Here is a 24,972-nt window from a genome sequence, read left to right on the forward strand (position 1 = left end):
ACAATTATATGGATGTAATAGACATTTCGATCATAGTTATCTATGTATTGTTAACCCTTTTTATTGGAATTTGGGTTTCCAAAAAAGCTTCTAATGGCCTTGAATCCTATTTTCTGGGCGGAAACAATATTAAATGGTACTATTTAGGCCTTAGTAACGGATCTGGTATGTTTGATGTCTCCGGAACTGCATGGATGGTTGGCATATTGTTTCTATATGGTGCCAAGAGCTTTATGTTCATGTGGTTGTGGCCCGTATGGAACCAGGTTTTTCTTATGATGTTTTTAGCCGTTTGGATAAGACGCTCCAACATAATGACTGGGTCTGAGTGGATTTTAACACGATTTGGAGATGGAAGATCCGGAAGGGCATCCCATAGTATTGTAGCCATATTTGCGGTTGTTTCGGCTGTTGGATTCATAGCATATTTCTTTGAAGGTACGGGCAAGTTTTTGACCATTATTTTACCATGGGACATTCCTTTGGAATTAGGGGATGTTCTTTTATTGACCTCAGAACAATCCTATGCCTTAATTATTATTTTCCTAACGACCATTTATACGGTTAAAGGAGGTATGTTTTCCGTTGTGGCAACTGAAGTTTTGCAATACATCATTATGGTTATAGCAGGTATACTTGTTGCAGGGTATACATTTTTTGCCATTAGCGATGTAGAAATTAGCATGGTAATTTCTGATGAATGGCGAAGCATTTTCTTTGGTGGCGAATTAGAAACACATTGGAGCAACAAATTCCAGGCATTTAATGATTTAATAGATACTGAAGGATATAAAATGTTTGGAGCTTTTATTGGAATGTCACTTTTCAAAGGCTTCTTTGCAAGTATTGCAGGGCCAGTACCAAGTTATGATTTTCAACGTATCCTATCCACTAGAACAGTTAAAGAAGCTGCTTATATGAGTGGGTTCACCAATTTAGTTTTGTATATCCCCAGATATTTACTGGTTACAGGAATTGTGGTTATTGCCTTAGTAGTTTTGGCTCCAGAAATGAGTGCTAATCCTGGGTTAGTTGGTAGTGATTTAGAAGTTATTTTACCAAAAGTCATCAACCATCACATTCCAGTTGGTGTGAAAGGATTGCTGCTGGCAGGACTTTTGGCTGCTTTTATGTCTACGTTTTCGGCCTTCGTAAATTCTAGTCCAGCTTACATTGTTAATGATATCTACAAAAAGTATTTTAAGCCAAAAGCATCCAATAGACATTACATAAAGGCTAGTTATATTGCTTCATTCTTTGTGGTTGGTTTGGGTGTATGTATGGGCTTTTTCGCAGATTCCATCAATTCACTTACCTTATGGATTAGCAGTGCATTATATGGAGGATACGTCGCATCCAACTTTTTAAAATGGATATGGTGGCGCTTTAATGGCTGGGGTTATTTTTGGGGCATGGTTGCAGGATTGCTAATCGCCAGCATTCAGTTTATCCTTGATCAGAATAAAGAAAATTTTATAGAAGGTACTTTTTGGTATGATTTATCGCACATTCATGTCATCTATCTTTTTCCGTTGATTTTTGGGTTTTCTCTATTAGGATCCTTTTTAGGAACTTACCTATCCAAACCTACAGAAACTGAAGTCTTAAAATCTTTCTACAAAGAAGTAAAGCCGTGGGGTTGGTGGAAACCTATCCATACCCTGTTAAAAAATGAAGACTCCTCTTTTGGGAAGAATAATGATTTTTGGTTTGATATGATGAATTGTGCTATTGGTATTGTTTGGCAGTCCAGCATGATTTTATTACCCATTTATTTTATCATTAGAGATTATCCAAAAGCTATTTTAACATTGGTGGTCTTTTTAATAACTTCCATAATTTTAAAATATACTTGGCTGGATAAGGTGAAAAAAATACCCAATTAAGAATTCGTTTTAGAAATTGTTTAATAATAAATGAACAATCAAATTTTGAAGAAAGTGAACACAATTCCTTGGCAGGACAAACCAGCTAACATATCAGATGTTGTTTGGAGGTATTCCAAAAATCCTATTATCCAAAGAGATGCCATTCCAAGTTCCAATAGTGTGTTCAACAGCGCCGTTGTACCCTTTGAAGATGGTTATGCCGGAGTTTTTAGATGTGACAACAAGGCAGTGCAAATGAACATTTTTGCCGGTTTTAGTGAAGATGGAATCAACTGGGACATTGAACATGAACCTATTGTCTTCGGTGCTGGAAACACCGAAATGATCGACTCCGATTACAAATATGACCCTCGTGTCACTTTCTTGGAAGATAGATATTGGATCACTTGGTGCAACGGATACCACGGCCCAACCATAGGTATTGGATATACTTTCGATTTCAAGGAGTTTTTTCAATCCGAAAATGCTTTTTTACCCTTTAATCGAAATGGAGTGCTCTTCCCTGAAAAAGTCAATGGCAAATATGCCATGTTGAGCAGGCCCAGTGATAACGGTCATACCCCTTTTGGTGATATTTATATCAGTTACAGTCCAGATATGAAATATTGGGGCGAGCATCGTTGTGTAATGAAAGCTTCACCCTTTGAAGACAGTGCATGGCAGTGCGCAAAGATCGGTGCGGGTTCCGTTCCCATTTTGGTAGATGAAGGATGGCTCATGATTTACCATGGTGTAATTAATACTTGTAATGGATTTAGATATTCTATGGGCTCAGCCATTTTAGACAAGAACAATCCAGATCAGGTAAAGTATAGAACACAACCCTATCTGCTGTCTCCCCAAACTTCATACGAATGTATGGGTGATGTACCCAATGTGGTGTTCCCATGCGCCACTTTGCATTCCACTGAAGAAGATAAAATCGCCATCTATTATGGCGCTGCCGATACCGTGGTCGGATTAGCTTTCGGACATATCTCCGAAATTGTAAAATTTACCAAAGAAAACAGTTTATAAAATGTATGATGGATAATGTTGGGAAACATAAAAAATTAATAAGCCTAGTACTTTTTTTGGTTTATGTGGGCTGTATAGTATTGTGCGCCCAAGAAAAGCCGAGAACGTATGTGGCCTATAAGGCTACGGATTCGATATTGATTGATGGAAAAGCGGATGAATCTTCATGGACAAAAGCACCTTGGTCCGATTTGTTTATCGACATCGAAGGAATTAAAAAACCAACGTATGACACAAGAATGAAAATGCTCTGGGATGAAAACAATGTGTACTTTTTCGCTCAATTGGAAGAACCTCATGTGTGGGGCGATATTTCTGAACATGATGCCGTGATTTTTCATAATAATGATTTCGAAATTTTTCTTGACCCAGAAGCAGATGTACATGGTTATTACGAATTGGAGTGGAATGTGCTAAATACGGTTTGGGACCAATATATAACTGCTCCATATAGAGCGGGCAACGAAACCATTAACGGATGGGAAGCCTTAGGGCTTCAATCTGCAATATCCGTGCAAGGCACTTTGAACGACCCTTCTGATATTGATAAAGGTTGGTCCATTGAAATTGCCATCCCATTAAGAGATTTGCGAACGGGATACTATCAGAACAATGTGCCTCAAAATCAATTTTGGAGAATAGGCTTTTCCAGGGTTAATTGGGATTTTGACATTACCAATGGAAAGTATGGACGCAAGAAAGACCCAAAAACTGGCGAATTTTTACATGAAAACAATTGGGTTTGGTCTCCCCAGTACGTAATCAATATGCATGAACCGGAAAAGTGGGGTTATGTCTATTTTTCAGAAAATATAGTTGGAACCAAGTCTGTCAATTTTGAGATTCCCAAGGATGAACATATCAAATGGTATTTGTATGAATTATACCGGGATTTAATTTCTGAAAATAAACAAGAAATAAGATGGGAAAAAACAGAAAATGCCTTCCATGGTCCTTCAAAACAGTTTTTTGGGGAAAACATAGTCCCAGTACTGGAAAGGTATACCAAAGGTTTTATCCTTTCAGCAAAAAGTCCGTTTACCCAAAAACTCTTGACCGTAACCAAAGAGGGCAAGTTTGAAACCTATGAAGGTTAGTTTCTTGAACACTTTCATTTACCAATACGTATTGAAATCAATTTGATAAAACTATAGAAGAACGATTAAAAATGAAGTTGGATTTCGCATATATAGGTTTATTAATTTTGGCTTTTGGCTGTTCTACCCACGCTCCAAAGGAAGCCCCATCCGAAAACCTTACGGACTTTGTTAATCCATTTATTGGAACCGATGGCCCCGGAAACACCTATCCTGGAGCCACTACCCCATTCGGAATGGTACAATTGAGTCCTGATATTGGGATTCCTGGTTGGGACAGAATTGCAGGGTACTATTATCAAGATTCTATTATATCCGGATTTTCCCATACCCATCTTACCGGGACTGGAGCCGGTGACCTCTATGACATTTTGGTCATGCCTACCAACAGCAGGTTCTCTGATAGCATTCCAGAGAACAACTTCAAACCATATTCAAAATTTGATCACCAAAAGGAAGGTGCATCTCCTGGTTATTATTGGGTAGATTTATTGAATTATGGCATCAAAGCGGAAATGACCTCCACAAGTAGAGTTGGAATACACAGATACACATTCCCAGAAGATAAGGACACCCAAATCCATGTCGATTTGGGATACTCCCTCAACTGGGACAAACCAACGGACACTTTCATCAAAGTTGTCAATGATTCCACTTTACAAGGGCATAGAATGTCCACTGGCTGGGCTAGAAATCAAAGATTATTTTTTGAAATGCACTTTTCAAAACCTTTTGATTCATACAAAATTGATGACGGTAACAAGGAGAATAATTCAAAAATAATTTTGAACTATGCGACTAGTGATGGGGAACAAATCGTAGTAAAGACCGGTTTGTCTTCAGTAAGCTCAGAAGCTGCGGGAAAAGCCATTCGAGTTGAAGCCCAGGAAGATTTTGACACTATCAAGACAAAAACACAGGAAATATGGGAAAAAGAACTTCAAAAAATCAGCATTGTATCTGAGGATTCTGATAAAAAATCCATTTTTTATACGATGCTATATCAGTCCATGTTAGCCCCAACTTTATACAGTGATAGCAATGGTGAATACAAGGCTGCCAATGATGCCAATGGAAAGCTAAAGGATGGAACAGATTCAATAGCAAAAGCTGATGGCTTCAATAGATATGACACCTTTTCGTTATGGGATACGTTTAGAGCAGCCCATCCATTGTACACATTGATTCAGCCCGAAAAAGTGCCGGACATGATTAAATCATTGTTGGCCCATTACACTGAAACGGGTGTTCTACCTGTTTGGTCTATGCAGGGGAGTGAAACCAACATGATGATTGGTTACCATGCAGTTCCGGTAATTGTAGATGCCTATTTTAAAGGGTTTCAGTTTGATGTTGACCTGGCCTATAAAGCTTGCAAAGAAAGTGCCATGGTAAATGAACGTCAGATTGATGTGTACAAGGAAAGAGGTTTTATTCCTGTTGATGAGCATCATGAAAATTGGTCCGTTTCCAAAACCATGGAATATGCCTATGATGATTGGTGTATTGCAATGTTTGCAAAAGACTTGGGCAAACAAGAAGATTATGAATACTTTTTGAAGCGTTCAGAAAATTGGAAAAACCTATATAATTCCAAAAGGTCATGGTTGCAACCCAAAGATATAGAGGGAGAATTTATAGAACCTTTTGTACCTAAGGAATACTCTCCCCATTTCTGTGAAAGCAATGCATGGCATTACTATTGGTACGTTCCACAAGACATTGCAGGACTAATTGAAAAAACAGGTGGGGAAGAACGTTTTGAACAGAAACTGGATTCCATGTTCAGTTATGCACCAAGTCCAGAAGATAAATTGCCTGTATTTAGCACAGGAATGATTGGTCAATATGCACACGGTAATGAACCTAGTCATCATGTCGCTTACTTATACAATTATTTAAACCAACCTTCCAAAGCGCAAAAATTGGTTCTGGAGATTTTAGAAAATCAATACAAAAATGAACCTAATGGACACTGCGGTAATGAAGACTGTGGACAAATGTCATCTTGGTATATTCTTAGTTCATTGGGGTTTTATCCTGTAAATCCAGCACAAGGAGTGTATGATTTGGGAGTACCCATGTTTGAAGAAGCAGAGATAAAAGTTGGAGATAATAAAACATTTACCATACAGAAAAAGGGTAATAGCGAAGATATGTTTGTAGAGTCCGTTGTTCTGAATGGAAAAAAATTGGAAAGAAGCTATATCACCCATAAAGAAATTATGAACGGAGGAACTTTGGTATTTACCATGACCAATGATGCGAAATTGGCCGATAAAAATCAACTAAAAACTCCTGAAGTCAACAAAATATACAACTAGTATGAGATTGAGAAAAATTTACCAATTCAAGAAATTGATTTTCATTTTTGCTATAGCCTTAGTTGTAAGCTCTTGTGAACAAAATACAAATAAAGAATCCGCCCTAGACCAATCTGAAAACAGCAAGGAATATTTGCAATATGTGAACCCATTAATGGGAACTGATTCAGATTTCAGCCTGTCCAACGGAAATACATATCCAGCCATTGCAACACCTTGGGGTATGAATTTTTGGACACCCATGACCTCAAAAATGGGAGATGGATGGACCTATAAATATGATGAGAAAACCATTCGTGGAATCAAGCAAACGCATCAACCCAGTCCTTGGATTAATGATTATGCGGCATTCTCTTTAATGGCCGTAACGGGAGATTTAAAATATAAGGAAGATGAGCGAGCATCGCATTTTTCGCATAAAGCCGAGACCGTAAAACCAGATTATTACAGTGTTTACCTGGCAGATTATGATGTGGTTGCCGAAGTGACTCCTACAGAACGCGCAGCACATTTTAGATTTACTTTTCCTGAAACTAATAAGGCCTATATCATGCTTGATGCTTTTTTTAAAGGTTCTATGGTGAAAATTCTGCCGGAACAACGAAAAATTATTGGGTATTGCAGAAACAATAGCGGTGGTGTTCCAGAAAATTTCCACAATTATTTTGTAGCGGAATTTGATAAAGATTTTGAACTCACCAACACTTGGGGTGATGATTGGAAATTAGAAGAAAACACAACCGAAAACAAAGGGGACCATGTTGGAGCCATCATAGGTTTTAAAACAAAAAGAGGTGAAGCAGTACACGTAAAGGTGGCCTCATCCTTTATAAGTCCAGAACAAGCACAATTGAACTTAGATAGAGAAATTGGAGATAAAAGCTTCAAAGAAACCAGAAATGAAGCAACCCAAGCTTGGGAAAAAGAATTGGGAAGAATAGAAGTAAGCACCAAAAATATAGATCACCTGCGCACTTTTTACTCCTGCTTGTATCGTGTGTTGTTGTTCCCAAGAAAGTTCTATGAGTTTGATGCCAATGAGCAAGTGGTGCATTATAGTCCTTACAACGGTCAGGTATTGCCTGGCTATATGTTTACAGACAATGGTTTTTGGGATACCTTCCGCGCAGTGTTTCCATTTTTTAACATGATGTATCCAGAATTGAACAGTAACATTATGGAAGGATTGGCAAATACGTACAAAGAATCTGGATGGCTTCCGGAATGGGCCAGTCCTGGTCACAGGGACTGTATGATCGGTTCCAATTCAGCTCCAATTATTGCTGATGCACATTTGACAGGAGTTACCGGTTTTGATAAAGATTTGCTTTTAGAAGCCGTAATTAAAAATGCAACTATATCTGAAGGAAGACCCGTAAACAGTGTTGGGAGAGCGGGAGTGGATTACTATAATGAATTGGGCTATGTTCCCTATGATGTTGGCATCAATGAAAATGCCGCAAGAACTTTGGAATATGCTTATGCTGATTTTACCATTGCTCAAATGGCCAAATCCCTTGGGAAAAATGAACTGGCCGATACATATTACAAGAAATCCTTGAACTATAAAAAATTGTTCGACCCCTCTTCAAAATTGATGAGAGGAAAGAACAAGGATGGACAATTTCAAACGCCTTTCAATCCATTAAAGTGGGGAGATGCTTTTACAGAAGGAAACAGTCTACATTATACTTGGAGTGTTTTTCATGATGTAAAAGGTCTTATGGACTTAATGGGTGGTGGCAAAGAATTTGTAGGAATGCTTGATGGCGTTTTTAATATGCCTCCTGAATATGATGATTCTTATTATGGATTTACCATTCACGAAATACGAGAAATGCAGATTATGAATATGGGGAACTACGCCCACGGCAACCAGCCTATCCAACACATGATCTATCTGTATAATTATGCCAAGCAGCCTTGGAAAACCCAGAGCAAAGTACGCGAAGTATTGACCAAACTCTATACCCCAGCCCCAGATGGCTATTGTGGTGATGAGGATAACGGACAAACATCCGCTTGGTATGTGTTCAGCGCTCTGGGTTTTTATCCTGTTGCCCCGGCCACAAACCAATATGTAATTGGAAGCCCGCTTTTTGATGAAGCTAAATTGCATCTTCAAAATGGAAATACTTTTACTATTACGGCAGACAGTAATGGAAAAGACAATTCGTTTATCCAAAGTGCACGTTTAAATAACAAAAACTTCAATAACACTTGGATTGGTACTGAAACTATTCAAAAAGGAGGCAGTTTACATTTTGAGATGGTTGCCGAACCAAATAAAAATTGGGCGATTTCAGATGATTCTTTACCCTATTCTCTATCCAATTCGAAAAAGTGATGAAAAAACTATTCATTGGTATAGCACTACTATTTTTTCATTCAATTGGTTTTGGACAAAAAGCTCCAGTTGAATATGTAAATCCATTCATTGGAACTTCTAATTTTGGGACTACAAACCCTGGACCTATTGGCGTTAGGGGAATGGCCAATGTATCTCCTTTTAATGTTGCAGGCCCTAAAAACCTTCCTTTAGAAAAGGACAGTCGTTGGTTATCCACTCCATATGTTCATGAAAATACTTTTTTAACGGGTTTCAGTCATATAAACCTAAGCGGTGTTGGTTGTCCAGAGTTAGGTGTTATTCTTGCCATGCCAACTACCGGAGATATTAAAACGAACCATTTGGAATATGGAACCACGTACTCCAATGAAATTTCCAAAGTTGGATATTATTCCAACATTTTGGATAAGTATAATATTAAAGTTGAAGCAACCGCCACAACCCGGACAGGGATAAGCAAATATTCTTTCCCAGCGGGTAAGTCAAACATATTATTGAACTTGGGGTTGGGACTTACCAACGAACAAGGAGCACAGGTAAAAGTGGTTTCGCCTACTCAGATTGAAGGAATCCGTTCTGTAGGTTCCTTCTGTTATTACAAACCAGAAGAAGCCTATCCAGTATATTTTGTGGCAAAGTTTTCAAAACCGGCCAAAGAATTCGGCGTTTGGAAAAAACCCACAACTTACAAGGGAGCAGAAGCTGAATGGATGGGGTACAATGGAAAATCCCGACTGATGAAAGGGTATACCAAAGAGGTAGTTGGTGATAGCATTGGAGCTTACATGCAATATGATTTTGCAGCACCCACGCAAGTTGAAATGAAAATAGGCATTTCATACGTAAGTATAGAAAATGCCCGTGAAAACCTAGAAAAAGAAACACAGGGAAGGACTTTTGACGAAATATTGGTATCCGCAAAAAATGAATGGAATCAATACCTATCCAAAATAGAAGTTGAAGGCGGTTCTGAAGAAGACAAGACCATTTTTTACACAGCGCTTTATCATACATTGATACATCCAAGTACCTTGAATGATTTTAATGGGGAATACCCAAAGATGATAACACGCGAGACCTTAAAAACAGAAGGCTCGCGCTATACTGTTTTTTCGCTTTGGGATACCTATAGAAATTTGCACCAATTAATGAGTTTGGTATATCCCAAACAACAATCCAACATGGTTAAAAGCATGTTGCAGATCTATGATGAATCTGGTTGGCTACCAAAATGGGAGCTAAATGCTACAGAAACAACAACCATGGTAGGTGACCCAGCTGGTATTGTAATTGCCGATTCTTATTTACGTGGAATTAGGGATTTTGATGTTGAAAAAGCATATGAGGCCATGCTTAAAAGCGCCGACCAGTTGAAAACAAACCCTCTTAGACCTGGAATACAGGATTACATTGAAAAGGGATACTTGACCACAAAAACAACCAAAAGTGGTTCCGTCTCAACTACCCAGGAATATAATATTTCGGATTTTGCCATAGCCCAACTGGCTAAAGCATTGGGCAAGAAAGAAGATTACAAGCGCTTTTCAGAGCGTTCCATTTCTTATAGGAAGCTTTTCGACAAAGAGTTCAATCTCTTACGGCCCAAAAATGATGATGGTAGTTGGTTGACTCCTTACAATCCAGAAACTGGAGCCAACTTTGAAAAGAATGTGGGCTTTATAGAAGGAAATGCCTGGCAATATACTTTTATGGTATCTCATGACGTAAAAGGTCTCATCAAATTAATGGGAGGATCCAAACCTTTTACCAATCGTTTGCAAGATGTATTTGACAAGAATCAGTTTGACATGGCCAATGAACCTGACATTGCCTACCCCTATTTGTTCAATTATGTAAAGGGGCAAGAATGGCGGACCCAAAATAAGGTTTCTGAATTGCTGAAAACCTATTTCAAAAATACGCCGGACGGCCTACCCGGAAATGATGATACGGGAACAATGAGCGCTTGGGCCGTGTTTTCAATGATGGGCATCTATCCCGTGAGCCCCTCTAATCCAATATATGCGCTCACCACTCCAAAATTTGATAAAATCACCATCCATCTTGATACAAATTATTATTCAAAAGATAGATTGATTATTACTTCCGAACCTTCAGACAAGAAAGAAAAAATCAATTCCATTTTAATTGATGGAAAAAAACTGAAGAGCTACTTTGTTCAACATAAGGATTTGACAAAGGCCAGTAAAATTGAATTTGTTTTGGAATAAAAAATGTTGTTCGGCCCTTTTAAAGTAAAATACAGTTGATATCAAAAGAAAAACCTAAGCAATTTTATAAATTGATTCTACTGGGAAAGACCATTTTTAAAGGTCTACAGGGTTGAAAAACAGGTTTTTTAAATAATTCATGTACCTCAATCGTTTTCGCTTCCATGTCCTTTAGCCTTTCAGCATCGTTATTAGTCGAATTTTTTTCATATATAAATAAGGAATTTAAACATTTATAAAGTGAACATTAAGCTTTTATTAAGCTTTACGAAACTTATAACCAAACTCAAACAGTATGAACAAAAAAATTCATTACTTCTTAATGCTTGTGTCGCTCCTATGTATTCAAGGAATAATGGCACAGGGGAAAACAATTACGGGAACAGTTACAGATGCAGTTAATGGAGGTCCACTTCCAGGAATTAATGTTATTGAGAAAGGTACTAGAAATGGTACTTCTACAGATTTCGATGGCAATTATTCTATTTCGGTTCCTGATGATTCCGCAATTTTGGTGTTTTCAGCAATTGGATATACCGAAAAAGAAATTGCTGTTGGTGGACAATCTACCATTAATATGACCTTAACAGAAAGTGTTGAGCAATTGGGAGAGGTTGTTGTGACAGCACTTGGAATTTCCCGAGAGAAAAAATCCTTGGGATACTCTGTAACGGAAGTTTCAGGAGATGCTGTCTCACTGGCCAAAGAACCAAACGTAATAAATGCCTTAGCAGGTAAGGTAGCGGGGGTAGTAATCTCACAAGGTACCGCCGGTGCAGGTAGTGGGTCTCGTGTAGTAATAAGGGGAAACAATTCCATTACGGGTAACAACCAACCGCTTTATGTTGTTGATGGGGTGCCAATTGACAATACCGCTTTGGGAGCCCCTGATGGCTCTGGACAGTTTAACATTAACAATCTAGGGGATGGTATTTCCGATATCAATCCAGATGATATTGAGTCCATGTCTGTACTGAAAGGTCCAAATGCCGCGGCACTATACGGTGCCAGAGCAAGTAACGGTGTTATCATCATTACTACCAAAAAGGGAGATTTAAACAAAGGATTGGGAGTTTCTTTTACTTCTAATGCCTTGTTCGATGATCCATTGGTACTTCCCAAATATCAGAATCAATATGGAAGAGGCACCGATGGCGCTTTTCCACAAATCAATCCTGACGACCCATTGGTGACACAGGTAAACACCGTTGCGGGGTCAGGTTCTTGGGGGCCAAGATTTGACGGCTCACAGCAACTGGCCTATAATGGGCAGCAAAGAGCTTATGTTGCCCAACCTAATAACGTTAAGAATTTCTTTGAAACCGGAACAAGTTTTATCAACACCGTGGCACTTAGCGGTGGTAGCGAAAATGCTTCCGTCCGTTTTTCCTATACCAATTCGGATATTGAGTCTATTCTTCCCAATTCAGGAATTGATAGGGATAATTTTAACTTAAGGGCGTTTGTCAACTTGTCTGATAAGCTAAGTTTGGATACAAGAATTACTTATTTTAAACAAACGGCACGAAACAGACCAAATCAAGGTACTGAAGGTGTTGCTGCTTATTTGTGGGGCTTGGCAAGAAATGTACAACTTTCAGACCTTCAAGTTTTTCAGGATATTGAAAATCCAATTAATCCAGACGATATCTATCGCGTTATTGCGCCTACTTCTTCCGGAGGTAATCCATACTGGATTCTACAAAATGATTCCAACGAGGATAGAAGAACTAGAATTACTGCTTTTGCAAAATTGCAATATGAATTCACCGATTGGTTATCTGCTTTTGTTAGGGTAGGTACGGATGATATCACTCAGGATGTTGAAAATATAACCAGGGTGGGACATCATTTCTTTGGAGACGGTAGAATTAGATTTCAAAAAAACGACCGTACCGAAACGAATTATGATTTCTTGGTCATGTTCAACAAGAGCCTAAGTGAGAAATTCAGTTTGACTGCTAACGTAGGTGCAAATGCGTTACGTTTCAATTCAATAACCTCAGAGACGCGGGGAGAAAACTTTAAAATTCCTGGAAGGCCATTGTTGGATAATACCGTGGAACTTTTTGCAACTCAAGGTCAAAGAGTGCCAAAAGATATCAATTCCGTTTATGGCTCTGCCTCGTTATCGTATGATAACACACTTTACTTGGACTTAACAGGTAGAAACGATTGGTCATCTGCATTAGCGGACGGTAATAACTCATATTTTTATAGTTCTGCCAGTTTGAGTGTTTTACTTAACGAAGCATTAGACTTGGGAAGCAAGGTTAACTTGCTTAAATTGAGAGGTAGTATCGCTACTGTGGGTAACGATACAGATCCACAACAATTGGTCAATGTATTTAATGTTGCTGCTGATGGATTCTTGGGCAATATCACTGTTAGTAGGGATAACATACTCTTCAGTGAAAGTCTTCGCCCAGAGGAAGTGACTTCTACAGAACTCGGGATAGAATATAGAGGCTTTCAAAATCGTCTTTATGCTGATATTTCTTATTATGATATCAAATCAAAAGACTTGATTTTTGATGTTCCACTAGGAACCGGTGCAGCGTTTGAATTTTTTAGAACTAATGTAGGTGAAATTTCCAACAAAGGTTTTGAAATATTGGTAGGAGGAACCCCATTCCAAACCCAGAATTTCTCTTGGGACACTTCCATAAACCTAGCAAGAAATAGAAACAAGTTGGAAAGCTTGGTAGAGGGACAGGACTTTTTTGAGTTTAGTAGAGATAACGGAGGTACCGTTGCCGTTGTAGCTAGAGTTGGTGAAGGTTTCGGTGATATAGAAACTACCACTTGGCTAAGAAATGATGCTGGACAATTGATTGTTACTGCGGAGGGTCGACCTCAAGCTACAACGGATAGAGAAAAGTTTGGGAATTACCAACCTGATTTAACTGGTGGGTTTTCAAATACGTTCCGTTACAAGGACTTTACACTGAATACCCTAATCGATTTCCGAATCGGTGGTGAAGTCTATTCCTTTACTGATTCAGCCTTGGATGCTTCGGGAGTTTCTGAAGGATCCTTACAATTTCGTGAAGGTGGTATTCTTGTAGATGGAGTTATCGACAATGGTGATGGAACATTTACTCCCAATACAACAACAATTAGTGCCCAGGATTACTGGGGAGCTGTTAGTGGTATTGGATCCGAGTATGTGTTTGATCAAACCAACTTCAGGTTAAGAGAGGTGAGTTTGAGTTATACATTCCCAAGTAAACTACTGAAAAACACCTTTGTACAAAGTGCAACATTAAGTGCAGTAGGAAGAAATTTGTTATTTTTATACAAAAAAGCTGATAACTTCGATCCAGAATCAAGTTATTCCACATCCAATTTTGCCCAAGGAGTATTGTTTTATGCCCTTCCGACTACTAGAAGTCTGGGACTTAGCCTAAATGTCAACTTTTAAAAAATTGTGTAATGAAAAAAATTGAATTATTATCCTACATGTTGTTGTGCCTTATTTTGGCTAGCTCGTGTACTGAGAATTTTGAAGAAATGAATACCGATCAGGAAGGTTTTCTTGCTGATGAGGTAAGTGCCAAGTTCTTTTTAACGGACGTTCAGTTCCGCTTGTATTCACCTGATCGTTTTCCATATTGGAGGGCTCAATTGATCCATGCGGATCGTTATGCCGGACATTTTACTTTTGGTCATAATTCCTCTTGGTGGTCAGATGAACTATGCTATGATTACAATGCAGGATATACGGATGCATCCTTTGACTGGCTTAATAATTACTTGGGAAGAGTGGTTGAGTTCCAGAGATTTGTTCAGGAAGGAGGAGATTTGGAAAACGAATTTATGTTTGCCATGTCTTTAATCATAAAAGGTCTCTATTATCAAATGTACACAGATACTTTTGGCATGGTTCCATATACAGAAGCAGGTGTAGAGGGTGTTTTAACACCTAAGTTTGATGAACAATCGGTAATCTACCAAGGTATTATCGCAGACTTGGATGAAGCCATGTCCATCATAGGAGATACCGAAAGAACTGGAATTGGTGTAAACGATGCTGGAAGTAACGATATCTATTGTGGAGGTGATCTACAACAATGGAAGCGTTTGGCCAACACCTTAAAACTAAGAATAGCTATGCGCGCACTAGGCGCCCCTGGAGAAAGTTTTGCTGCCGCGACAATTAATGAAGCATTGGCAGCTCCACTTTTGGATGATGTCAACGGAAGTGTTGTGATGACCAAGGATTTTGTAATCAGTCAATGGGCAGCAGCGGCATATGGAGATGTATGGCATAACTTTGGTGGCGGATCCGATTGGACCATGGGAGCCACACTTATCAACATGTTAAAAGACAATAATGACCCAAGACTTTCGGTCTATGCTAAACCTGCAGTGGGAGGTTCTTTTCTATTCGCTAACAACGCAGAAACTCCGGATCCAAATTATCAAGATAGGTTGGATTTTATTGTTGCCTCTCTTGATCGTGCAGGAGCAGACTATACCATTTCCACTGCAGGAGATGAAACCACTATTGAACTTGCTCCTGGCCAATATATTGGCCAACCCACAAGAATCAATGGTGATACCTATCCCTATGTGCGTTACGATCTTTTCAGCACACCAAGTGACAGGGTAATACAGGAAAAGGGGGCTCAAGTTGACGCCTACCCTGAAATTGTTTTAACCAGCGCGGAATCGTACTTCTTGCAAGCAGAAGCTGTTGTAAAAGGATTATCTGGAGGGGATGCACAGACCTTGTTTGCCACAGGCATCAAGGAAGCCATGAAACTTTGGAATATTTCAGAAGGGGATGCAGATACCTATATTGCGACAGAGGCTGCTGCGGATATCACAGGTGGCACCACCGATGAGAGGCTGGAAAAAATCGCCCATCAAAGATGGTTGGCAGGTTATACAGATGGTTTTGAAGCATGGGCAGTAGTAAGAGATACGGGTTACCCTACAGAATTGGCTGCTGGGGTATCCAATCAGACCATTTTTGGACTGGGCACCTTAAATGGTGCATATCCGCAAAGAATGAGGTATGGTTCTGGAGCACAGGATAATCCCAATTTTGCGGCTATAGATGGTATACAAGGAGCAGACGTGCAAGGAACCACACTATGGTTTGCACAATAATGAGTTTTTCTATAAAGTAATCAAGTAGATTATTTCATAGTTTGAGTTAGTTTTAAGTATAGTTAATTATTTAAGTAAAGGAAGAGCAATTCTTCCTTTACTTTTTTAGATTTTTTTCAAATCATTATTAATTATTTTAATGATATACTGTTTTTATCTATGAGAAAAAAAGTAGCAATTCAAATTCAGCATCTATCCATAGTGTTACTTTTATTTATCAGTTCATGTACAATAGAAAAAGAAGGTACAGTATCTCTTTTTGAAGATTTGGACAGTGATAGAACCAATATTCAATTTGTTAATAGAATAACGGAGAATGAATTGACCAACTCATTTGTTTATGAGTATGTTTATAATGGTGGTGGGGTTGCTGTTGGCGATATTAACAATGATGGTCTGGAGGATATCTACTTTACTTCCAACCTTGGCAAAAATGCACTTTATCTAAATCAAGGAGAACTTGAATTTAAAGATATCTCTATTCCTTCAAATACTACTGGAAATAAAGGATGGACAACAGGTACAAACATGGTAGATATCAATAACGATGGGCTACTTGATATTTATGTCTGTAAATCAGGACCCTATGGAAAAAAAGAATTGCTGCAAAACGAACTCTATATAAACAAAGGACCAAACAAAAAAGGAATTCCTGTTTTTGAAGAGTCTGCATCACAATTTGGATTAGATGATGTTGGACATTCCATACAATCAGCATTTTTAGATTATGACCTTGATGGTGATTTGGATATGTATCTCATGAACCACAATCCAGATACGTTTGGCAGGGGCACTACGGAAACCTTTTCTCAACTTGGAGATAGGTTCTATGAAAATAGGAATGGTAAATATGTGAACATAACTGAAAGGGTTGGAATCTATTCCAATGACATATCCTATGGTCTTGGCGTGGGCGCAAGTGATTTAAACAATGATGGATGGCCCGATCTATACATATCCAATGATTATGATGAACCAGATTATTTATACATCAATCAGAAAAATGGAACTTTTAAAGAAGTTATTAAAAAAGCAACAAACCACATCTCTAATTTTTCTATGGGCAACGATTTGGCAGACTTTGATAATGACGGTTTTGTAGATATACTAACCCTAGACATGGTTTCGGAAGACAATTACGGGATGAAAACAAGTATGGCTAGTATGAATCCTGAAAAGTTTAATAACAATGTGGCTTCTGGCAAGCATTACCAATACATGTACAACGCCCTTCAAAAACATAGTAGCCATATAGATAGTTTGGGCACTCCTTTTTTCTCAGATGTAGGGCAAATTACAGGAATTTCAAATACCGATTGGAGTTGGGCTCCTTTAATGGCAGATTTTGATAATGATGGACATAAAGATATTTTCATATCTAACGGAATTAAGCGGGACTTCAGAAACAAAGATTTTTACAATGATTTAAAATCTTATATGAAGGAAAATCGTGATGCGCTCTCCAATCCAGAGAAGATAAAATTTCTCATTAATAGCACACCGCATCGTCCACATGAAAATTATTTTTATAGAAACACTGGTGATCTATCCTTTGAAAACACATCAAAAATCTGGTTAAAAAGCCCTAAAAAAACTTATTCAAATGGTGCTGCTTATGCAGATCTTGACAATGATGGAGACTTAGATATGGTTATTAACAATGTAGATGAAAAAGCAGCCGTCTTGAGGAATAACTCAGATTTACGAAATGTAAACTACTTGAAAATACAGCTGAATGGGCAACCTCAAAATACCATGGGCATTGGAGCTAAAGTAAAAGTCTATTGCAATGGCAAGGAACAAGTATATGAAAATTATAGTGTTAGGGGCTATCAATCTTCAGTACCACCAAAAATCAATATCGGAATTGGAAAACATGATGCTGTAGATTCTTTATTGGTGTATTGGTCTAGGAACAAAATTCAACGTTTGATAAAACCAAATATTAACACAACACATACAATCGTATACAATCCAGAAGAACAGTACCATCAAAACAAATCCATTTTGTCAAAAAAGATATTCGAGCCAACAGATATACTCTCAGGAGTAGCTCATGAAGAAAACTATTTTGATGATTATGAGCTACAAGTCTTATTACCACACAAAATGTCAGCTTTTGGTCCAGCTATAGCTGTTGCAGATATTAATGGAGATCAAAAAGAGGATTTTTTTTTAGGGCAAAGTACCGGAAAATCTTCTGCTGTTTATATACAAAAGGCTAATGGAACCTTTGAAACAAATCAATCCTTAGACAAAGAGGCTATTCATGAAGATGTTGATGCCCAATTCTTTGATTTTGACAATGACGGTGACCAAGATCTTTTAGTGGTTTCAGGTGGTAACGAATTTGAACCGCAGTCCAGTAATTATGAAGTCCGATTGTATGAAAACAAAAGCAGTAAGTTGATTGAACGAAAAGATTTACTCCCTATAATTCCGGTAAGTAGCTCGAAAATTCGTGTTGCAGATTATGATAATGATGGTTTTTTGGATGTATTTATTGGAGGAAGGTTTGTTCCACATGATTATCCTTCACCCGCTAGTAGTTATCTTTTAAAAAATAATAAAGGAAAATTTGTTGATGTCACAGAAGCTGTTGCGCCTGAGCTTAGAAATATTGGCTTAGTGACTGATGCCGTCTGGACAGATTATGACCAAGATAATGACTTGGATATTTGCATAGTTGGAGAATGGATGCAACCTACTTTTTTTGAAAATAGAAACGGTAATTTTATCAAGGTGGATTTAAAATCCCTTCAAGGGCTTGCAGGTTGGTATTTTTCTATTAAGTCATTTGATATGGACAATGATGGAGATGAAGACTATGTTTTGGGGAATCTAGGTCAGAATTATAAGTACAAAGCCAGTGAGGATGCCCCTTTTGAAGTCTATTATCATGATTTTGATGAAAATGGCAAAAAAGACTTGGTATTGGGCTATTATAATTTTGGAGAATTATATCCTGTAAGAGGAAGAGAATGTTCATCACAACAAATGCCTTCTATCAAAAAAATCACCTCTTCTTATGACCTATTTGGTAAATCAACAGTTTCTGATATTTATGGGAACAAAAATTTATCTGAAGCGCTGCATTTGGTTTCTTATAACTTTAAAAGCGGTGTACTCAAGAACAACGGAGATGGAAACTTTGAATTTATTGAGTTCCCAGAAATTGTCCAAATTTCCTCAATCAATGCTATTCTAAACTTTGATACCAACAACGATGGTTTTCAGGATTTAATAATGGCAGGAAACCTATTTGGTTCGGAAATAGAAACTCCAAGAAATGATGCCGGTTACGGAATCGTACTAAAAAATACCGGCGAAGGAATATTTGAACCAATCAATGCAAATGAATCTGGATTGTTTTTACCAAGTGATGTGAAAAATTTAAACTTCATAAATATTGAAGATAAAACTCATATAATTGTTGGAAAAAATAACGAAGAACTTGGCTTACTTGAAATTTTAATGGATTAAATATTCCTTGTCAGGATTTTATCAAATAATCATTGCTCTACTATCAAAGCTTATTTGATAATTCCCTTACCAACCAAGGCAAAAAATACTTCTCAAAACAAAATTAGAAAAGACCAATTAAACCAACCAATTTATGGCAATTATACCCAATAGCAACAACATTGCTAGATCAAATAAATCCGTGAATTATAGAAAACCTTTTCTCACCATCACGTTTTTGTTTTTCATGTGGGGGTTCATCACCGTTATGAACGATGTTCTAATTCCTCATTTAAAAGAAGTTTTTGAACTCAGTTATTTTCAAGCCGCGTTAATTCAGTTTGCTTTTTTTGGAGCTTTCTTCATTATTTCATTGATTTATTTTATTATTTCCGTGAGCAAGGGAGATCCCATTTCAAGAATTGGATATAAAAATGGGATAATTATAGGGCTAATACTTTGTGGTATAGGTTGTTGCCTATTTTACCCAGCAGCAGTCTTTCAGCGTTACGGCATATTTCTTAGCGCATTGTTTGTATTGGCCTCAGGGGTAACTATTTTACAAATAGCGGCCAATCCATATGCCGCAATTTTAGGAAAGCCAGAGACAGCTTCCAGTAGATTGAATCTTGCGCAAGGCTTTAATTCTTTTGGGGCTACTTTGGCCCCTTTGGTAGGTGCTTTGCTATTGTACAAAGTCTTTTCCAATGGAGAAATTACAGTTGACTCCCTTAAAATGCCATACTTAATTTATGGGGGATTGTTCTTCCTATTGGCTTTGATCATCAAATTCATAAAACTTCCTTCGTTTAAGAATACAGAAACCCTAGAGAAAGGGCTTCACGTATTAAAATTTAGACATGTGGTTTTAGGAATGATAGCCATTTTTGTTTACGTAGGCGGTGAGGTTACCATTGGAAGTTTCCTTATTAACTTCTTTAAATTGGACAGCATTGCTGGGATGGATGAAGCACAAGGAGGTGTATTCTTATCCTATTATTGGGGAGGTGCCATGATAGGTAGGTTTTTGGGATCTATTGCTATGGGAAGCATGACCGATAAGGTTAAAAAGTATCTTATTATGGCATGTGTATCAATTCTTTCCTTTATGGTTATTTATCTTATTACTGGAGTACAAAATAATGACGGGGTCTTTTCTTTGGAATTGATTCCATTTGCCCAAATACAATTCTTTGTATTCTTTTTAATCATCAATTACCTTGCTTTCTTAATAGGTGGTTCCAAACCATCAAGAGTGCTAACTTTATTTGCTACTGTAGTTATCATATTACTGGCCATTATGATTCTTGCAGATGGGACAGTGGCTTTTTGGAGTGCCATAGCCATTGGTGCTTTTAACTCCATTTTATGGTCCAACATATTTACATTGGCAATTAAAGATTTGGGCAAATATACCAGTCAGGCATCTTCACTATTGGTCATGATGATAGTAGGTGGAGCAATTGTCCCAATAATACAAGGAGCGGTCGCTGACCAAATAGGGATTCAACTCTCCTTTATCATTCCAATATTCTGTTATGCCTATCTAATATTTTATGGACTAAAGGGATATCAAGTAAAACCTTTGACCGCTTAGATATGGCTCATCAAAAAGAAACATATGTTATTGGGGTGGATATTGGAGGCACACATATATCTTCCGCCGTTGTTGCTGTTCAAGAAAAGAGAATCATTGACCATACGTATGCCACCAGTCATGTAGCCAATCTAGAGTCTTTGGAATCAATCATGGAAACTTGGGCAGATACCTTAAACAAAACTATAAAGGCAGCACAAGAAGTTCCTTTACTGGGTATCGCTTTTGCTATCCCAGGTCCTTTTGATTATAAAGAAGGAATCGCAAAATATCCCGAAGGATTCAAATATGGTGCACTTTATCAAACCAAAATTGAAGAAAGCCTTAATCCTTTGCTATCACACAGCAGCCACTTACCCATGCGTTTTTTAAACGATGCCACTTCTTTTGCGGTGGGGGAAGCATGGTTGTCTGAAGCAGATGGAAACAAAAAACAGTTGTGCATTACTCTTGGAACCGGTTTAGGAGCAGGGTTTATTGAAAATGGAATCCCAATAGTGACCGGAAACACCGTCCCTCCCAATGGGTGTTTGTGGAATATACTGCATGAAGACGGAATGGCCGATGATTATTTTTCAACTCGAGGAATTATTAAAGCCTATCACGAAGCCACGGGCAAAAATGCAGCAGGGGTAAAAGAACTCGCGGATAATTTTGATACTGACGCAAAAATCAAAGAAGTCTTTGATGCTTTTGGCAACGATTTAGGGGATTTTCTGGCTCCTTGGTTAAAAACCTTTCAAACGGACGTATTGGTTCTAGGAGGCAATATTTCAAAAGCCTATTTCTGTTTTGGTACAGCTTTGCAAGAATCTCTTAAAAAAAATAATCTCACCATTCCAATCAAGATCTCCCACCATATGGAAAAGGGTGCAATTATGGGATGCACGCGAGTATTCAATTCCAATTTCTGGAAGCGCGTCAAAGGTAAGCTGCCAAAAATATAGGCTACTTTTCGTAAAAAATGCGGGCTGTCCCAAATCACCTCAATCAGAATTATTCTTTTTCAACCTTATTCTTCTAGTAAAACCACACTGCGCTAAATAAAAAAGCGATACAGTTGAAGGCATTCTAATTTCGCTTTAAATTACTCATTAGTTCAAAACACTCATTGGTTAAATGAAATAGCGCATCCATAAGCTTGTTAGTTTGCCAACTATAATTGTATAGTATGTTTGTCCTATTAATAATCGTTGAAAATTCTTTGAGAAGGTTTGGTTAAATACTTGCTCATTTCAACATTATTTTAAACAGTAACACACTTTTGGTCCGTTTGGTCATAAAGTGTTTAGTTTAGTTGAGGTTTCCATTACGCCAAGGAATTCTTGTAATAATTTCTTGGTCGTAATGGATTTAAATCTACTCGTAAAATATCCCCATTTATTTAATCTATATGCTTATTAAAGAGTCACTCCCAATGGCTCTTTTTTTATTTAAAAAACAAAATCAAACAGTTGGTGCAATGTATTGGAACTGTAAAAAATTGATTTTCAGATATCTAAATCAATAACAACACGTAAAACCTAATCTTTTTTTCCTTTGGTCTAGAGATTAGTCCAACTTCTTCATTTATCAATTGAAAAAGAGCGTTCGTTCATTAGCATGCTGCTCAAATACAAATTTGTCATCTCTTTGTTCCTGTTTGTAAACCAACCAAATACAGGTATTTACAAAAAAATTAAAAAAATAAAGTTTAGAAATATGCATTCAAGAAAAATTATGATCGGCCTTATGTTCCTTTGTATTGTGAACATTTTGAAAGCACAGTCTTACAATGGTTTTTTAACAGACAATTACAGTGGAGTCAATAGTGTAATTTCCAATCCAGCTAACATAGTAGACTCCAGATTTAAATTGGACATCAACCTTGTTGGGGTAAGTGCCTTTTTTGGAAATGACTATTTTGGTCTTGACCTCAAAGATGCATTTAATGATTTCAGTGAAACGTTGGATAACGCAGAAAGATCTCCATCCCGGAATAATTTCCTTTCATCTAACATCGATGTTCTAGGACCTTCAATACTATTTAATATCGATGACAAAAATTCGATTGCATTCTTCACTAGAGGCAGAGGTTTTTTTAATCTAATCGATATAGATGGTGCCACATTGGACAAAGAAGGTGGTTTTGATGAAAATGAAGATTTTTCCATTAGAGAAGGTTTTGTATCCGGTGCTGCCAATTTCTGGACAGAAATTGGGGTTTCTTATGCTAGGGTTTTAATAGATAAAGAGCAACACTTTTTAAAAGGAGGACTTACTATAAAATATTTAAAAGGACTTGGCAGCACGTATATCCGCAGTAACAATCTTGGTATAGATTACGATTCAAATACCAGAACCTTAGCAACACAAGGTGAATTTATTTATGGTAATACCGGCGGGTTGGATGACCAAGGAAATGGAGACGGCCTATTTGACTCAGATGAAAATGACGGAGATATCGGGTTTGGTGCAGATATAGGAGTTGTTTATGAATGGAGACCTGATCCTGCCAGCTATACTAAAATGGACAACAAAGGAAATGCCATTATTGACAAAGGAGCCAATAAATACAAATTAAAATTTGGAGTCTCTGTTACTGATATTGGAGAAATAAGAAATAAAAATGGAGTAGATCAAACATATGATCTTAACAGAACTCAAGATATAGACAACTTTGATGGTGCTTCATTGGGAGAGGCACTAGCTCAAAATTTTGACTTGATAGGCGAAAGAATCCAATCTCCAAATTCTAAATTACCTACTGCTTTGCATACCAATGCGGATTGGAATATCAATTCTAAATTTTATCTAAACCTAAACGCGGATATTCCTTTAACCATTAAAAACAATATAAATACCAATAGAATATTAAACCAAGTCTCATTAACGCCAAGGTTTGAAAGCGCATGGCTTGGTTTTTACTCTCCATTTAGTGTTGTTCAAGGTGCCGGTTTTCAATGGGGAGCTGGGTTTAGAGCAGGACCGATCTATATGGGCTCAGGTTCTATAATGTCAACGCTTTTAGGTCAAAAAACAAAGGCTTTGGATTTGTATGCAGGTATCAAAGTTCCAATCTATCACTACAAGTTAAGGGACAAGGACAACGATGGTATAGAAAACAGATCAGATAATTGTCCAGATGTTGCAGGCCCCATAGAAAACAATGGATGTCCATGGAAAGACACAGATGGTGATGGTGTTTTGGACAAGGATGACGATTGTCCAGCAGAAGTAGGTCCAAAAGAAAATAAGGGATGCCCATGGAAAGATACTGATGGCGATGGTATTTTAGACAAAGATGATGACTGCCCAGAAGAAGTAGGAACCATACAAAATAAAGGATGTCCAGATGCAGATGGAGATGGTATTGTGGACAAAGATGACCGTTGTCCAAATATTGCTGGAAGAATTGAGAATAAAGGATGCCCAGATACAGATGGAGACACCCTTGTAGATATCGATGATTCATGTCCCAATACAGCAGGTCCGATTAGGAACAATGGTTGTCCAGAAGTGACAGTGGAAGTTCAAAAACAACTGAACAGCTATGCTAAAACTATTTTGTTTGATACAGGTAAATCAACCATTAAATCAGAATCACTTTCAGTAATGGTAGATATCATTAGGATTTTGACAGAATATCCAAACGCCAATTTCACCGTTGAGGGTCATACAGATAGTGTAGGAAGCGCTACAAGCAACCAAAGATTATCCGAAGCAAGGGCAAATTCGGTTAGAGATTTCTTAATTAAAGAAGGAATCACCTCAAATAGATTATCGGCTAAAGGATATGGTGAAGACAAACCAATAGCAACAAATGCCAACAGAAACGGCAGAAAACAGAATAGAAGGGTGGAAATAAACCTAATGAAATAACTGTCCTGTTTTAATTTTCAATGGTT

12 protein-coding genes are annotated in these 24,972 nt (G+C 37.7%); all 12 read left to right on the forward strand.

Annotation, left to right across the window (positions count from 1 at the left end):
* Positions 1-8: 8 nt before the first annotated feature.
* A complete protein-coding gene (locus SJY44_RS00490; RefSeq protein WP_396590815.1) occupies positions 9-1,886 on the forward strand; it encodes a sodium:solute symporter family protein in 1,878 nt (625 codons plus the stop codon).
* Between the two features lie 30 nt (positions 1,887-1,916).
* Positions 1,917-2,906 carry a glycosidase gene (locus SJY44_RS00495; RefSeq protein WP_396590816.1) on the forward strand — a complete coding sequence of 330 codons (990 nt, stop codon included), beginning with the start codon at positions 1,917-1,919 and terminating at the stop codon, positions 2,904-2,906.
* 5 nt (positions 2,907-2,911) lie between these two features.
* On the forward strand, positions 2,912-4,003 hold the full coding sequence (locus SJY44_RS00500; RefSeq protein ID WP_396590817.1) for a carbohydrate-binding family 9-like protein: 1,092 nt from the start codon (positions 2,912-2,914) through the stop codon (positions 4,001-4,003).
* A gap of 71 nt (positions 4,004-4,074) precedes the next feature.
* Positions 4,075-6,327 carry a GH92 family glycosyl hydrolase gene (locus SJY44_RS00505; protein ID WP_396590818.1) on the forward strand — a complete coding sequence of 751 codons (2,253 nt, stop codon included), beginning with the start codon at positions 4,075-4,077 and terminating at the stop codon, positions 6,325-6,327.
* Between the two features lies 1 nt (position 6,328).
* Positions 6,329-8,674, forward strand: a complete 2,346-nt coding sequence (locus SJY44_RS00510; RefSeq protein ID WP_396590819.1) for a GH92 family glycosyl hydrolase — start codon at positions 6,329-6,331, stop codon at positions 8,672-8,674.
* Positions 8,674-10,908, forward strand: a complete 2,235-nt coding sequence (locus SJY44_RS00515) for a GH92 family glycosyl hydrolase (RefSeq protein WP_396590820.1) — start codon at positions 8,674-8,676, stop codon at positions 10,906-10,908. Before SJY44_RS00510 ends, SJY44_RS00515 begins: the two co-directional genes overlap by 1 nt.
* 295 nt (positions 10,909-11,203) lie before the next feature.
* Positions 11,204-14,332 (forward strand): SusC/RagA family TonB-linked outer membrane protein, encoded by a 3,129-nt coding sequence (locus tag SJY44_RS00520; protein ID WP_298929988.1) that lies wholly within the window; start codon positions 11,204-11,206, stop codon positions 14,330-14,332.
* Positions 14,333-14,343: 11 nt separating this feature from the next.
* A complete protein-coding gene (locus SJY44_RS00525; protein ID WP_396590821.1) occupies positions 14,344-16,026 on the forward strand; it encodes a SusD/RagB family nutrient-binding outer membrane lipoprotein in 1,683 nt (560 codons plus the stop codon).
* A 159-nt stretch (positions 16,027-16,185) separates the two neighbouring features.
* Complete coding sequence (locus tag SJY44_RS00530) at positions 16,186-19,509, forward strand: VCBS repeat-containing protein (RefSeq protein WP_396590822.1); 3,324 nt, start codon at positions 16,186-16,188, stop codon at positions 19,507-19,509.
* A gap of 133 nt (positions 19,510-19,642) precedes the next feature.
* On the forward strand, positions 19,643-21,085 hold the full coding sequence (locus tag SJY44_RS00535) for a sugar MFS transporter (protein WP_396590823.1): 1,443 nt from the start codon (positions 19,643-19,645) through the stop codon (positions 21,083-21,085).
* Between the two features lie 2 nt (positions 21,086-21,087).
* Entirely contained in the window at positions 21,088-22,032 is a 945-nt protein-coding gene (locus tag SJY44_RS00540; RefSeq protein WP_396590824.1) for an ROK family protein, read from the forward strand.
* Positions 22,033-22,786: 754 nt separating this feature from the next.
* Positions 22,787-24,946 (forward strand): DUF5723 family protein, encoded by a 2,160-nt coding sequence (locus tag SJY44_RS00545; protein ID WP_396590825.1) that lies wholly within the window; start codon positions 22,787-22,789, stop codon positions 24,944-24,946.
* Positions 24,947-24,972 lie beyond the last annotated feature (26 nt).

It is taken from the genome of Allomuricauda sp. R78024 (genome assembly GCF_044596045.1).
Taxonomy (GTDB): domain Bacteria; phylum Bacteroidota; class Bacteroidia; order Flavobacteriales; family Flavobacteriaceae; genus Flagellimonas.